Here is a 14555-nt window from a genome sequence, read left to right as displayed (position 1 = left end):
CCTACTGTGAATCAAAAATCTGATGGACCGTCAGATTCAGGTCCCGGCGGTCCGCCGGCAGGCACGAGGGGGCAAGACGTGGCGACCGCCAACCGCAGTACCACCGACAGCAGCACCAAGGATCTGCCCAAGGTCATCAGCGTGGACGATCACGTGATCGAGCCCGCGCACCTCTTCGAGACCTGGCTCCCGGCCAAGTACCGGGACCGGGGCCCGAAGCCCCTCACCGCCGGTATCGGCGAACTCGCGTACGTCGGCGGGAAGTACCGGTTCACCACGGACCCGGACGGCCAGATCACCGACTGGTGGGAGTACGAGGGCGACCTCTTCCCGTACAAGCGCATCATCGCGGCCGTCGGCTTCTCCCGGGACGAGATGACGCTGGACGGCATCACGCGCGAGCAGATGCGGCGCGGCTGCTGGGACCCGAAGGCCCGGCTGGCGGACATGGACATCAACCACGTCGAGGCCTCGCTGTGCTTCCCCACCTTTCCGCGCTTCTGCGGCCAGACCTTCGCCGAGGCCAAGGACAAGGAGGTCGGGCTGGCCTGCGTGCGCGCCTACAACGACTGGATGGTCGAGGAGTGGTGCGGCGACAGCGGCGGCCGGCTGATCCCGCTGTGCCTGATCCCGCTGTGGGACATCGACCTCGCCGTCGCGGAGATCCACCGGAACGCGGCTCGCGGGGTGCGCGCGGTGACGTTCAGCGAGATCCCGACGTATCTGGGGCTGCCCTCCATCCACTCCGGCTACTGGGACCCGTTCTTCGCGGCCTGCGAGGAGACCGGCACGGTCGTCAACATGCACATCGGCAGCAGCTCCCAGATGCCGGCCGCGTCCCCCGACGCCCCACCCGCGGTCCAGGCGTCCCTGTCCTTCAACAACGCCATGGCGTCGATGATGGACTTCCTCTTCTCCGGTGTCCTCGTGAAGTTCCCGCGGCTCAAACTGGCGTACAGCGAGGGCCAGATGGGCTGGATCCCGTACGCCCTCGAACGCGCGGACGACGTCTGGGAGGAGCACCGGGCCTGGGGCGGCGTGAAGGACCTGATCCCGGAGCCGCCGTCGACGTACTACTACCGCCAGATCTTCTGCTGCTTCTTCCGCGACAAGCACGGCATCGAGGCGATCGAGACGGTCGGCGTCGACAACGCGACCTTCGAGACGGACTACCCGCACGTCGACTCGACCTGGCCGGAGACGAAGAGGGTGGCCGCGGAGCATGTGGGCGGGCTCTCCGACGAGGTGGCCTACAAGCTGCTGCGGGGCAACGCGATCCGGATGCTCGACCTGTCCTTCGACCAGTGATGGAGAGGCTCGGTGATTGAGAGGGCTCGGCAGGTGGGCAGTCCAGTCGTGTAAACCGACCACGGTCCACCACGGGAGTGCGGATGAAGGTCAGCATCGACCCCACCCTCTGCTACGGCTCCGCCGAGTGCGTGCACAGGGCACCGTCGGTCTTCGAGTTCGTGGACGAGTACGGCGTGGTCCGACCGGGACGGGAGAACAGCGGAGACGACCCGCAGGTGCGGGAAGCCGCCGAGAGGTGCCCGTCCCAGGCCATCTCCCTCACCGAGTAGCGGCAGACACCCGGTAGCGGCAGACACCCGGTGGCGGCGGTCACCGAGCAGCGGCCGTCACCGAGTCGCGGCGGTCACCCGCCCGACGGATACCGCCATCCCAAGGAGCCCAGCGCCCGCGCCCTGGCCTCCGCCACCGCCATGCGCGCCGCCCGCTCCGCCGGGTCCAGGTGAGCCGACTGACCGGTCGCCTGGCCCTCCCACTTGCGGTAGAGGAGCCCCACCTCCGCCGAGAACCAGCCCCGGCTCACGGAGTTGAGCGCGAGCAGCAGGCCCGTGTCCTCGGACGCGGGGAGCGCCATCCAGCCGCCGAGGGCGAGCAGGAGGTCCCGGCGCATGCAGAGGGTCGCCGGGTGGACCGGGGCGCGGAAGTCGTTCGCCTTCCAGAAGTCGAGCACGGCGCCTCGCTCGACGGGCCCGTCCTCGGGGTCGCCGGGGAATCCGGCCGTCGTGCCGTCCGGCAGAAGGTCCAGGACCCGGGAGGTCGTCCAGCCGAGGGTGCGGTCGGCTTCGAGGACCGCCAGGTCACGGGCGAGGACACCCGGAGTGAGCTGGTCGTCGGCGTCCAGGATCTTCACGTACTCGCCCTCGGCGTGCGCGAGCGCGATGGTGCGCGCCACTCCCGGGCCCCCGGGCCGGCCCTGGCTGAAGGTCACGCGCGCGTCATCGGGGAGGTACGGGCGGACCTCGTCCGTCTTCCCGTCCTGCTGGATCACCCAGTGCCACTCCCAGCCCGCCGGCAACTCCTGTTCGCGCAGCGACTTGTGGGCATCCGGCAGGAACGCGGCCGAAGGGCCGTGGACGGCCGTGACGATGATGACGCGCCGAACCACTGCGGCACTCACCACCTTTCCAGGGGAGTGGTGAAGACCAGCTCCGTGCGGTCGCCGGGCAGCGTGACCTCGGAGATTTCCACGACGCGGTCGGTGATGTCGTACGACGTCTTGCGCAGCAGGATCACGGGCGCCCCCGGCGGCAGGTCCAGCTCACCCGCCTGCTGAGGCGTCGGCGGTCGCGCGGTGACCCGCTCCTCGACGCGGCTCACCTCGATGCCGACCGTGTGGAGCTGGTTCTGCGTGCCGCCCGGCCAGGGCTCGTTGGAGGCGTCCAGAAGATCGGGGTTCGCGGCGACCGTGGCGCGGACGAGGTAGGACGTCACGAGGCTGAACGGGGCGCTCTCGGTCGAGCACCGCGTCCGGTAGGTGCGCTCCAGGAGCGGGGTCCCTTCCGGTACGCCGAACGCGTCCGCCAGTTCCGGGGGCGCGGCGACCTCCCGGTATCGCGCGTGGAAGACGAGGTCCCGCACATCGAGGCCGGTCTCGTGCTCCGTGGCCCCGGTCGCGGCCCGCGTGGCGAGCGGACGGCGCGCCCGGTCCTTCTCCCACTGGTGCCGGTGGTTGTCGCGGAGCATCGGGGTGCGGGGGCGTCGCAGGTCGTCCTCGATCACTTCGTACGCCTTTGGCACACGATCAGCGTACGACTCCTCAAGACGGCTCGCCGGGCCGTCGGCGCCGCGGGCACGAGAAAGGCCCGATCGCTGGCGACGGGGGATGCACCAGCGATCGGGCTGAGCCCAACAGTAACAAGGCTGTCTGCCTCGCGGGAGCCGCCCGATCGGCTGTGGCACCGGGTTGTGATCGGGATCACGGAAACCGCTGTCCGTCGAACCCCCGTCATGCCACCGCGTCTCCGGCCCGTCACTGAGCGCTCGGATCTACCGCGCGCACGGCGGCTCGTACGACAGCCGGGGCAGATAGTCGTGCCACTTCTCCCGCGTCAGCACGCCCCGCGTGCTCGAGCAGACGCGGCGGATCGCCTCGTCGACGTCCAGGTTCCACAGCCGGACGGTGTCGGTGCCGCTGGAGACGCCGAGCATGTGGCTCGTCGGGCTGAACGACAGGAAGTTGCCCGTCTTGGCGTTGGGGCTCATCGCCTCGCCGATGGGGGAGGCGTCGGCCGGGGAGGCGACGTTCCACAGCCGGACCGTGTTGTCGTTGCCGCCGCTGGCCAGGTAGCGCCCGCCCGCGCTGAACGTCAGTGAGACGACCGCTTCGGTGTGGCCGGTGAGGGGAGCGCCGTGCGGGGTCGCCGCACGCGGCTCGGTGACGTTCCAGAGCCGTACGGCGTCGTCGTCGCCGGCGCTGGCCAGCGTATGGCCGTCGGGGCTGTAGGCGAGCGCGTTGACCGGCCCGGTGTGACCGGCGAGCGGCGCGCCGAGCAGGGTGGGACGGCGGGGGTCGGTCACCTTCCACAGCCGGATGGTGGCGTCCGCGCTGCCGCTGGCCAGCGTGCGGCCGTCCGGGCTGAAGGCGAGGGAGTTGATGTATCCGGTGTGCCCGGTAATGGGCGGGCCGAGCGGCACGACATGGTCGGGGTCGCTGACGTTCCACAGCCGGAGGGTGCGGTCGGTGTAGGCGGTGGCCAGCGTGCGCCCGTCCGGGCTGTACGCCAGCGCGTCGGGGCCCATGAACCGGGTGCGCAGCAGGATGTGGGAGTCGTGGGAGACCGGGCGTGCCGGGTCGCTGACGTTCCACAGGCGCACGCTCTGCTCGCCCGTCGTCACCGCGAGCGTGTGGCCGTCGGGCGAGAACACCTGGGAGCGCTGGCCGGTGTCCCCGGGCAGGAAGGGCTTGCTCAGCGCCACCGGCCGGGCGGGATGCCGTACGTCCCACAGCCGGATCCGTCCGTCGCGCGCGGCCGTGGCGAGCACCTTGCCGTCCGGGCGGAACGCCCCGTTGCCGCCGACCATGTCCGCCGTCGGAATCGACCACAGCCGGACCTTGCTGTCGCCGCTGCCGGTGGCGAGCGTACGGCCGTCGGGGCTGAAGCCCAGCGCGTACATCTCGCCACTGCTGCCCGCCAGGGGCTCGCCGACCTGCGAGGGAAACGCCGGGTCGCTCACGTTCCACAGGCTCGCGGTGCTGTCCGCGCTGGCGGCGGCGAGCATGGTGCCGTCGGGGTTGAAGGCCACCGACCAGATGGGGCCGGTGTGCCCGGTGAGCGGGGCGCCGAGCTGGGTGCCGTGCCGTGGGTCGGAGACGTCCCACAGCCGGATGGTGTCGTCCGAGCTGCCGCTGGCGAGGGTGCGGCCGTCCGGGCTGAAGGCGACGGAGTGGACCAGGGCGGTGTGGCCGGTCAGCTCGGAGAGTTCCTCCGGCCGCTCTCGGTCCGCCACGTCCCACAGCCGGACGGTCTCGTCGTCGCCCCCGGCCGCCAGCGTCCTGCCGTCCGGGCTGAACGCCACGGACCGCACGGCGGCTTCGGCACCCTTCAGCGTGGCGAGCGGCTGTGCCTTCGGCCGCTGCGGATCGGCCACGTCCCACAGCCGCACCGTCCGGTCCTCGCTGACGGAGGCGAGGGTGCGGCCGTCCGGGCTGAAGGCGACCAGATAGATCGTGCCCTCGTGCCCGGTCAGGGGCGCACCGAGCGGCCGCGGCCGACTCGGTTGCCGTACGTCCCACAGCCGCACCGTGCCGTCGTCGGAGGCACTGGCGAGGGTGCGGCCGTCGGGGCTGAAGACCGCACTGCTGACCCAGCTCTTGTGCCCGGTCAGGGGCTGGCCCAGAGGCTTGGGCCGCGTCGGATCCGCCACGTCCCACAGGCGTACGGTCCGGTCGTAGCTGGCGGTGGCCAGGAGCCGTCCGCTCGGGCTGAAGGTGGTGAGGTAGACGGCGCCGGTGTGCCCGCGCAGGGGCGTGGCCAGCGGGGCGTTCACGATCGAGATCAGCCGGCTGCTGGTGTCCTCGTCGTCCGGGCGCAGCCGGTGTGCCACCAGGTCGAGCTGGGCGGACAGCGACGGGTCCGAGTACTGGAAACGGTCGGCCTCGGCGAGCACCTGCGCGAACACGGCGTCGTCCCGCTGCTGCCAGGCGACCACCGCCGAGCCGACGGCCAGCATCGCGAGCGCGACCAGCGCCGCCACCGCACCGCGGCTGATCCAGACGGTGCGCCTGCGCAGCCGTACCGCGGCGGCCAGGAACTCCACCGCACTCCGGGTCAGAAAGGTGTCACCGGCCGACCGCGCCCAGCTGTGGGCCTGTCCCAGCCGGGAGCCCCGGTAGAGCAGCGAGGAGTCACGTCCGGACTCCTCCCAGGCCCGCCCGTCCTCCTCCAGCCGCTGGCGCAGCAGGTTGCCCTGCCGGTCCTCGTCGATCCAGTCCCGCAGCCGCGGCCAGGCATGAAGCAGCGCCTCGTGCGTGATCTCCACGGTCTCCGCGTCCAGCGTCACCAGCCGGGCCTGCACCAGCGCCTCGAGCGACTCCTCCGTCTTGGCCGGGTCGGTCGACTCCGCCGCCAGCTGCCGACGCGTCCCGCGCCGACGCGTCGCCTGCGTGTCCTCGCCCAGCCGCACCAGCCGGAGCAGCAGCAGCCGCGCGGCCGTACGCGCCGCCGGATCGAGCCCGGACCAGGCACGCTCGGCGGTGGCGGCGACGGCCCCCTGAATCCCCCCGGCCGCCCGATACCCGGCCAGCGTCAGCCGCCCCGCCTTGCGCCGCTGCCAGGTCGAGAGCAGAGCGTGCGACAGCAACGGCAGCACGCCCGCGTGATGCGTCCCACGCGGCCCGTCCGCACTCACCTCCCGCACGATCAGCTCCGCCAGCCCCGGCTCCAACTCCAGCCCCACAGCCTTGGCAGGCCCGGTCACCGCCTCCCGCAACTCCGCGGTGGTGAGCGGCCCGAGCACCATGTGCCGGTGCTGCAACGCGTCGGCCAGCTCCGGATGCCCCAGGCACTGCTCGTAGAAGTCGGCACGTATACCGAGGACGACGAGCACGGGAGCGGGGCCGCCTGCTTCGCCGGGGGTGCAGGCGGCCTGGAGGAGCTGGATGAAGGTACGGCGGTCTGCTTCGTCGGGGCAGAGGGTGAAGGTCTCCTCGAACTGGTCGACGATGAGGACGGCAGGAGCAGGGGCAGGGGCAGAGGCAGGGGTGGAGCTGCCGGAGGGGCCGGAAGGGCCGGAAGGGCCGGAAGGGCCGGGGACGGCAGCGGAGTCCACGCGCCGGGCCCAGGCGAGGACGGCGTCGCGTGTGGCCTGCACGAAGCCGTCGCTAAGCTCTTGGCCGCCGGTCTCCGCCGCCTCCTCCAGGCGACCCGAGCCCTCCATGCCCGACTGGCCGGACCCGGAGGAAGCGAGGACCTCGGCGAGTTCCGGAATACGACGGGTCAGCTCGGCGAGCGGATCGGCACCCGGTACAAGCTGCACCACCGCCCCTGCCCGGCCACTCTCACCGCTCAGCACACCGCTCTGCAGGGCAGGCACCAGCCCGGCGTTCAGCAGGGAGGACTTACCGGCGCCCGAGGCACCGACGAGCATGACGAGGCCGCCGGTCCTCCCTGCCGCACGGAGCTGGGCGACCAGGGCATCCGTACTCCGCTCCCGGCCGAAGAACCACCGGGCGTCCTGCTGCCGGTACGAGGCCAGCCCCCGATACGGACACACCCCACCGGCCACCGCCGCCGGGACCTCGACCGGGGTCTGCTCCTCCTCTGCCCCGGCGGTCGCCCGCTCCCACAGCCGCTGCCACTGGCCCAGGTCGTACAGCCCACCGGACACGGGCACAGGACGGGCACGCCGGGCCTGGGGGATCAGGACATGCAGTACGGCCTGCAGGGCGGCGAACTGGGCCGGCACGTTCTTGGCCCGGCGCCAGTCACTGATCCGCTGCGCGGACACCCGTACGGGTCGCCCACGCTCATCGACCCGCTGAAGCCGGACGACCGCCTCGGCCACGCTCTTCAGCGGAGGATTGCCGGCTTCCTTGTAGAGCAGTGCGAGCCGCTCCGCGAAGGCTGCGCGCGCCCCCGCATCGGAGCTCAAGGCCTCCTCCACTCCCTACCTCCGCCGCAGCTGGACATCCGGACCGGAAAACTCACCTTATACGGCTGACCTGCGGTAAAGGGGGCCTCCGGAGACCGGAACCTCCTCCCCGGCACCCTCGACTGGCAGGATCACGACGCAAGTGCGCATCCCTGGCGCGCCGCTCAGGCAGACCACCAGCCCAGAGCTCGGAGAGACCACCCATGGCGCCGCAAGTCCTCGGTCCCCTTCGGCAGGACCCACTTCCGCTGGATCCACTCCCGCAGGCCCCCCGGACACTTCGCGCCCCCCTCGCCCTGCTCGATCCACTCTGACCCGCCACCCCACCCACCCGGCAGGTCCCGGATCGACACCACCCCCGCCGTCCGGCACCGGTCCCCACGAGGGGAGGGACCGGTGCCGGACGACGTGGTATTCGCCTGGTCCATGAGCGGCACAGAACGCGTCCCGAATGAGGTTCGGGGGGGCGGCACCGGTTGGTTTGTCAGCGACTTGTACCTACGACTAGGTGAGCGCCCCCTCCTGGATGGCGGCGATGAGCGATTCCCAGGCGTGTGCTCGGAAAATGATCACGTTCGGTCCGCGATAGTCGTCCACAGTGACCGGCTCCAGGAGTTGGTGACCGAGATAGGACCCTGCAAGGACGAGGGCGAGCGGGTGACAGCCCAGCCGACGGGCGAGTTCCTCCAGCACCGCCCGGTCCTGGTGGTCCGGAGCCAGATCGCGGAGCACATCGACCGCGTCGGCGATGTCGAGCGTGTCCAGGCGGTGCCGGGTCGCGTCATGCCACTGATGCGCCTGCCCGTGCCGGGTGGTGATCACGACAGTGCCGCCCAGACTCGGCCGCAGCCAGCCGTGGTCCAGGACGGAGGGATCGTCGGCGTTGTGTCCAGGACGAGAAGCCAGCGCTCGGCCGAGCGATCCAGGTAGTGCCAGACCAGGTCGGCGGGTGGACGCCGCAGCGCACGAGCAGCGTCCACCTCGTCCTGCGAGGCGCCACGGTCGAGGGCGACGGCGAGCATGCCCTCGCGGAAGCTGGTGGTGTGGGACGCGGTGACCCACAAGCCCACGAGTCCGTGGTCACGTACGGCCTCGTCGAAAAGGACCTGGGCGATGGCGGTCTTCCCACAGCCAGGCATCCTGTGCACCACATGAACGCCCGACGATCTCACGCCATCGCTCACGGACACCGCCAGCGCCCGGCGCACCGCAACGCGGTCCCGGATGGCGGACAACGGGCGCGCCGCCAACGGCACTCGCACCGAGTCAGGGCCGGGACGCCCCTCCTCCACCACACTGCGCAGATCGGTGTGGTAGTGGGTGTGGTACTCGGTGATGTGCTGGTCACGTCCGGCCTGGTAGACCCGCCCATTACCGGTGGCGTGCGCGGTCAGACGTACCGACCCGACAAACGAATGCTCCCCGGCCGGAAGCCGGCCGCGCGCCTCGTTCAGGGCACGCTCCAGCTCCTGCGCGATCGAAGGGTCGGCGGCCAGGAGACACCGCAGCCGCCCGTACCACTCCGCGGTAAGCGCCTCCTCTGTCTCCGCGTCCCCTTCTTCGCGGGCCCGGACGACATCGGCGCGGGTCTCGTCGAGAGCCGCCTCGGCGTCCCCGGCCCGCTCCGGCAAGACCCGCCGCTACACGGTGACGACGCCCTCGCGTGTGGCGCTCCACGCCTCAGTGGCCATCAGCGCCACCACCGTGGCGCCGGCGGTCTGTGCCAGCTGCACCAACTGCGGATCCATGCTCCCCCGATCCCGATGGTAGCCCGAGGGAGTTGGCCGAACCCGCGCGTGCACCTGCACATTTGGAGCAAGAATGGCGGCCTGGTGGATCAACAAGGCGCAGGGGGCGGAGTTCTGCATGACGAGTCAGGTGGAAGTAAGCGGCCTGAGGATCGCCAAGGCGCTGTCGTACGTGTGTGGGCATCGGGACGAACTCGCCGCGCTGCTCGACGAGGACGACGCCGCCTTGCGTGCTGTCGAAGCCGCAGTCAGCAGGCCGCCCGCGGACGACGTCTCGCTCACTGCCCTTCTGGACGCCTTGCACACAGCGGTTCGACGCGCAGGCGACCCGTCCGGGGTGCATGGGGGAACAGGCCGCAGCGTGATGCTGGCCGGTGTTGCTGATCTGGACGTCGTGTACCGGTGCCCCTTGCAGCTGTGTATCGGTCGATCCGGTCAGGAAGTGGACGACGACGTGCCACGCTGCCAGTTCGCCCCCGGCGAGACGGCGCTGATCCGGGAGAGGCTCCCGTAGTGGGAGGGCTGCTCAGTGAACTCAGCAAGAAGCTGGCCGAGCGGTGGCTGACTCTCCTCGTACTCCCAGGCGCGCTCTACTTGGCGGTCGCCGCAGCCGGACACACCCTCGGGCAGAGCGCCGCGCTGGACGTGGGGCGGCTTACTTACGCGATCTCGGACGCTGCCCGGGCTCCCCAGGTGGCCACGGCAGGCGGCCAGGTCGTGCTGCTCGCTGCCATCCTGGCCGGTGCGGCCGCCACTGGTCTGGCCGCCCAGTCCCTCGGCTCCGTTGTGGAGCGTGTGGCCCTGGCTGCCGGCTGGGGCGCATGGCCGTGGCTTTTCGGCGAGTTGGCCGAGCGTCACGTGGCACGCCGACAGCGTCGCTGGGACGCGGCACGTGCAGAGTACGAAGACCTACGGCTTCTGGAACGCGCTCCGCGGCCGGCCGACCGCCCCAGGCCCCGGGAGCGTCACCGCGTGGCCCACAGGTGTGAACGTATCTCCGTGGAGCGGCCTGAACGGCCGACCTGGAGTGGTGACCGGATCCACGCCATCGCGGTCCGGCTGGACCGAGACGCACATGTCAATCTCCTCATCGTCTGGCCACACCTCTGGCTCGTGCTGCCGGAAGAGATACGCGGCGAGATCGGCAGAGCCCGCGCTGCGTTGACACGAGCTGCCGTCCTCGGCGGCTGGGCCCTGCTCTATCTGCCTCTGGCCTGGTGGTGGTGGCCCGCGGTGCCGCTCGCCGCCACGCTGGTGGTCATTTCGGCACGTCGCCTCCGCACTGCCTCGGACACCTACGCCACGCTGCTGGAGGCATCCGTGCGCCTTCACCTGACGGACCTGGCCGACAAGCTGCGCATCGAGGAACAGCCGATGGGTCCTCTGCTCGGTGGCGCGGTCATGCGACGGTTGAGCAGCCCGGCGCCTGCGGCGGAACCGGCTTCGTGAGCTCCGTCGAATTCAGCGGCTCGCCTCGGCAGACCTGGACAGTGCAGCAATCAGACCTATCGGAGACCGGGAAGTGACAGGACCGTTCATGCAGGGGCACGAGCAGGACTTCGCAAGGGAACACGAACTGGAGCAGCGGATTGCCGTAGTGGGGTTACGGCTCGAACGGCTGGCCCGCGAACAGGACCTTGGTGTGGTGCTGGAGCCGGAAGCACTGGTCGAGGCCCGCCAACTTGCCGCAATACTCCGAAACGACGAGTCCGACCTGGAAGGTCATTACGTCCTCGGTTGGTTGCACGCCTTCAGGTACCGGGCACTTCCCGAAGGGGCTGGGCAGCGGGACAGAGAGGAGGCCGTCGCGAAGTTCACCCCCTGCTTCGTGTTCGGCGCAGATGAGGAGGATCTGCCAGACGAACTCCTTCCAGACGTGGCCCAGCACGCGCTTGGTTTCGTCTGGAGGATTCAGCAAGGGATAGACGCTTCGCCGAGCCCGGCGCTGCGCGCAAGAATGACCGATCTCCTGCGGCGCATCGCGACCGCTGTCCCCCGTGGCGAAAGCGAGCACGCGGAAACGCTGTCCAATCTTTCCGTCATCCTGAAATCCCACTTCGACGCGGGTGGTGAACAAGCGGATCTGGACGCGGCGATCGACGCTGCCCTCGGCGCAGTGGAAAGCACAGCAACAGGGCACCCGAATCAGCCGGTCATGCTGTTCAACCTGTCAGGTGTGCTGATGGAGCGCTTCACCCATACAGGTACGGCGGCGGACCTGGACGATGCGATCGAGACCGGCCGACTGGCAGTCCAGGCTGCTGCGGGCTCCCCTGCCCACCGGGCTGGGGGACTCAACAACCTGGGCACCGCGCTGCAGACCAGGTTCACCGAGAGAGGCATCCTGTCGGACCTGGACGCGGCGATCGAAGCCTTCCAGGAAGCGTCAGACCTCTGTGCCGGGGACGACGACAAGGCAGGAATTCTTCACAATCTTGGTATCGCGTGGCGGGCCCGACATGAGAGCACTGGTGTCCCGGCAGATCTGGAGAGCGCAATCGAGTGCGGCCAGGCCGCACTCGAGGCTGCCTCCGAGGAACATCCTGGACGCTCCATATTCCTGTTTGGGCTCGGCGGCATCACGCTGACTCGATTCGAGCGGACCGGGGAAACAGTCTATCTGGACCGATCCGTCAACGCGTTCCAGGAAGCTTTGGAGATGCTCCCGCCGGGGCATCGGGCTCGTGGGCTTCGTCTCTCAGGCCTGGGGCAAGCTCTTCTGGTGCGATACCGCCTCGGCGGCGACAGATCTGACCTCGATACGGCAATAGAAATGAACCGCGCTGCCTCCCGGGAAATTGCCCCGCATCAGACCGAGTGCAACGCGGTTCTCAACAACCTGGCCATCTCCCTCGGGCAGCGTTTCGAATGCACTGGTGATATGGCCGACCTGGACGAGGCAATCAGTGCCAGTCGCGCTTCCGCTCAGGCCACTGCGGACGGTCACGTCGACCGGCCGACCCGTCTGTCCAACGTCGGTCTGATGCTGTGGACTCGGTTCAAGCACACCGGGGCGATGTCGGACCTGGACGCGGCGATCGAGTTCGCGCACGCAGCTGTGAATACGGCACCCCGTGAACACTCCGCATTGGCGGCGATGCTGTCCAATCTCGGTGCAGTGTTGTTGCAGCGTTACGAACGGAACGGGGACCCTCAAGACCTCGATGAGGTGGTCCGAAGAAACCGCGAGGTCCTCGGCATTGTGGATGCAAGCAGTCCTGACCGTCCTCGTTTCCTCGCGAATCTGTCCGCCGCCCTGCACGCCCGCTTCCAGCGCTCTGGAGGCTTTGAGGACTTGGACGGCGCGGTTGCGGCGGGACAGGAGGCGACCGCCACCGTCCCGTCCCACCACCCTGAGCGCGCGAGGTACTTGTCCTTGCTGGGAGGTGTGCTGACCGTCAGGTTCGAGAAGACCGGGTTTATTGCGGATCTGGATGACGCGGTGGTTGCGTGCCAGGCCGCGCTCGACATCTCGCCCGCGGAACATCCGGAGCGCGCTGACTACCTGTTCCAGCTCGGGACGGCCTTACACCGCCGTTATCAGCGGACTCACTTGAGACAGGACTTTGATCGTGCCCTAGCCGCCCACATGGAAGGCGCGCGAGCCGACGGGGCCAGGCCCTCGATTCGGATTCGGGCCGCTCAGGCAGCGGCTTCAATGACCGGACGGCCGGATCCTGATCTCGCAGCCGATCTCCTGGCTGGTGCCGTACGCCTGCTGCCCGAAGTGGCAGACCGTCGGCTGAGCCGCGGTGACCAACAGCACGCCATGGGCAAGTGGTCCGGGCTGGCCGGAGACGCCGCGGCACTGGCTCTCGCTTCTCACGAAGGCACACCCGTCGAGCGGGCAGTGCGGGCGCTGCAGTTGATCGAGGTGGGCCGCGGCGTCCTGCACAGCCAGGCGCTGGACATGCGGAGCGACCTCGCAGAGCTTCGCGAATGCCATCCCGACCTGGCCCATCGCTTCGAGGTACTTCGGCACGAGCTCGACCGGCCGATGGAATTGGCCTCCCCCACGGAGCCCGAGGGGCAAGCCAGTGCCGCCGTACGTGCGGTCGATGCCGAGGAGCAACGACGCACCCGCGCCGACCAACTTCAGGCCACGGTGGACAACATCCGAGCGCAGGACGGATTCGCCAGCTTTGCTCGTCCCCCCGCCGTCAGTGAGCTCCTGGCACAAGCCACCTCCGGCCCAGTGGTGACTTTCAACGTCAGCCACTACCGCAGCGACGCACTGCTGTTGACGTCCCATGGAATCGAGTCCCTGAACCTGCCCGACCTCACGTACGACCTCGTGATCGACCAGATACAGACCTTCCACAGGGCCCTGGAAACCGTTGGGGATCCGCGCGCGTCGCCCCTCACTCGAAAGGAGGCGCAAGCGACGCTTCACGCTGTCTTGGAGTGGTTGTGGGACGCGGCGGCTGAACCGGTCTTGCTTCGCCTCGGTTTCACTGGTGAGCCCTCTTCCGGACAGCCGTGGCCCCGCGTCTGGTGGGCGCCCGGAGGGCTCCTTTCGCTGCTACCCCTGCACGCTGCCGGCCATCACTCCGAGCCGCCCCGGGCGGGTTTGAGGGACAGGGAACCGCCGACCGTCATGGACCGTGTCATCTCCTCGTACACCACCACTATCCGCGCACTGCACCACGCACGCCGTCATCACACCTCCGGGCCGACTGTGAGCGGGTCATTGATCGTGGCCATGCCCACAACTCCGGGCGTCCAAGGCCGCCTGGACCACGTCTCGGAAGAGGCCACACTGCTGTGCGGCCTGCTGCCCGAGCCGACGCTCCTCATCGAGCCGGATGCAGAGGCCGATGGCATGACCGCCACCGAGTCGGAGACACGACCGACCAAAGCTCGGGTCCTGAAGACTCTCTCCGATTGCGGGATCGTTCACTTCGCGTGCCACGGTGCCCACGATCCCGACGACCCGTCCCAGAGCCTGCTGCTTCTGCACGACCACGAACGTGATCCGCTCACGGTGGCGAGCCTTGCAGAAATGAGGATGGACTCGGCCCAACTGGCCTACCTGTCAGCGTGCCGAACAGCGTTCATGGAATCCGTAGAGCTGATCGACGAGGCCATCCATCTCGCATCTGCCTTTCAGCTCGCGGGTTTTCCCCACGTCATCGGTACCCTCTGGGAGATAAATGACGAGGTGGCCTCGCATATGGCAGCTGATTTTTATGCTGAGCTCGGCGGGATCACCGACCAGCATGGTGGCCTCGACACGGATTCAGCGGCCCGTGCTCTGCACCACACCGTGCGCAAGGTCCGTGATCGCTATCCCAAGTCCCCCTACCTCTGGGCGTCCCACCTGCACGCCGGGATCTGAACGCGGGCGGTGTCGCTGTTGAGCCGCGGCATCGACATGCACATTGCTGTCGATGCCGCTCGCACCTTGAC

Annotated in this window: 10 protein-coding genes; 5 read left to right on the top strand and 5 right to left on the bottom strand. The window is 69.3% G+C overall.

The window, feature by feature from the left end; translation table 11 throughout:
• Positions 1 to 78: 78 nt before the first annotated feature.
• Both ADL12_RS01935 and ADL12_RS01930 read left to right on the top strand, forming a co-directional pair.
• Positions 79 to 1308: an amidohydrolase family protein gene (locus ADL12_RS01935; protein WP_062697733.1), complete on the top strand. Its 1230-nt coding sequence runs from the start codon at positions 79 to 81 to the stop codon at positions 1306 to 1308.
• Between the two features lie 83 nt (positions 1309 to 1391).
• Positions 1392 to 1580 carry a ferredoxin gene (locus tag ADL12_RS01930; protein ID WP_062697731.1) on the top strand — a complete coding sequence of 63 codons (189 nt, stop codon included), beginning with the start codon at positions 1392 to 1394 and terminating at the stop codon, positions 1578 to 1580.
• A 74-nt stretch (positions 1581 to 1654) separates the two neighbouring features.
• On the opposite strand, the gene ADL12_RS01925 is transcribed toward ADL12_RS01930, so the two are convergent.
• The 5 genes from ADL12_RS01925 to ADL12_RS55365 all read right to left on the bottom strand — a co-directional run bounded on the left by ADL12_RS01925 (position 1655) and on the right by ADL12_RS55365 (position 9029).
• Positions 1655 to 2425 (bottom strand): glycosyltransferase family 2 protein, encoded by a 771-nt coding sequence (locus ADL12_RS01925; protein WP_244187733.1) that lies wholly within the window; start codon positions 2423 to 2425, stop codon positions 1655 to 1657.
• Entirely contained in the window at positions 2422 to 2991 is a 570-nt protein-coding gene (locus tag ADL12_RS01920) for a UTRA domain-containing protein (RefSeq protein ID WP_244187736.1), read from the bottom strand. Before ADL12_RS01920 ends, ADL12_RS01925 begins: the two co-directional genes overlap by 4 nt.
• Before the next feature lie 303 nt (positions 2992 to 3294).
• A complete protein-coding gene (locus ADL12_RS01915; RefSeq protein ID WP_062697787.1) occupies positions 3295 to 7398 on the bottom strand; it encodes a WD40 repeat domain-containing protein in 4104 nt (1367 codons plus the stop codon).
• A gap of 504 nt (positions 7399 to 7902) precedes the next feature.
• Positions 7903 to 8220 (bottom strand): hypothetical protein, encoded by a 318-nt coding sequence (locus tag ADL12_RS01905; protein ID WP_062697724.1) that lies wholly within the window; start codon positions 8218 to 8220, stop codon positions 7903 to 7905.
• Positions 8217 to 9029: an NB-ARC domain-containing protein gene (locus ADL12_RS55365; protein ID WP_063806600.1), complete on the bottom strand. Its 813-nt coding sequence runs from the start codon at positions 9027 to 9029 to the stop codon at positions 8217 to 8219. The genes ADL12_RS01905 and ADL12_RS55365 overlap by 4 nt, the downstream gene beginning before the upstream one ends.
• Positions 9030 to 9219: 190 nt before the next feature.
• Between ADL12_RS55365 and ADL12_RS01895 the strand changes: the two genes are divergently transcribed.
• From ADL12_RS01895 to ADL12_RS01885, 3 genes are all read left to right on the top strand, one after another.
• Positions 9220 to 9660 carry a hypothetical protein gene (locus tag ADL12_RS01895; RefSeq protein WP_062697722.1) on the top strand — a complete coding sequence of 147 codons (441 nt, stop codon included), beginning with the start codon at positions 9220 to 9222 and terminating at the stop codon, positions 9658 to 9660.
• The gene (locus tag ADL12_RS01890; RefSeq protein WP_062697720.1) at positions 9660 to 10595 is read left to right on the top strand and encodes a hypothetical protein; all 936 of its coding nucleotides are present in this window, start codon (positions 9660 to 9662) and stop codon (positions 10593 to 10595) included. The genes ADL12_RS01895 and ADL12_RS01890 overlap by 1 nt, the downstream gene beginning before the upstream one ends.
• An 88-nt stretch (positions 10596 to 10683) precedes the next feature.
• Positions 10684 to 14484, top strand: coding sequence for a CHAT domain-containing protein (locus ADL12_RS01885; RefSeq protein WP_062697718.1), 3801 nt, complete (start codon positions 10684 to 10686; stop codon positions 14482 to 14484).
• The last annotated feature ends 71 nt before the right edge of the window (positions 14485 to 14555 follow it).

This window comes from Streptomyces regalis, assembly GCF_001509475.1.
Classification (GTDB): domain Bacteria; phylum Actinomycetota; class Actinomycetes; order Streptomycetales; family Streptomycetaceae; genus Streptomyces; species Streptomyces regalis.
Note: the sequence above shows the minus strand (reverse complement) of the source record. Positions and strands in the feature narration are given on the sequence as shown.

Coding starts and splice junctions, on each gene's coding strand:
- ADL12_RS01930 (WP_062697731.1), top strand. CDS start 1,392: ATGAAGGTCAGCATCGACCCCACCCTCTGCTACGGCTCCGCCGAGTGC.
- ADL12_RS01920 (WP_244187736.1), bottom strand. CDS start 2,991: ATGCTCCGCGACAACCACCGGCACCAGTGGGAGAAGGACCGGGCGCGC.
- ADL12_RS01895 (WP_062697722.1), top strand. CDS start 9,220: ATGGCGGCCTGGTGGATCAACAAGGCGCAGGGGGCGGAGTTCTGCATG.
- ADL12_RS01885 (WP_062697718.1), top strand. CDS start 10,684: ATGCAGGGGCACGAGCAGGACTTCGCAAGGGAACACGAACTGGAGCAG.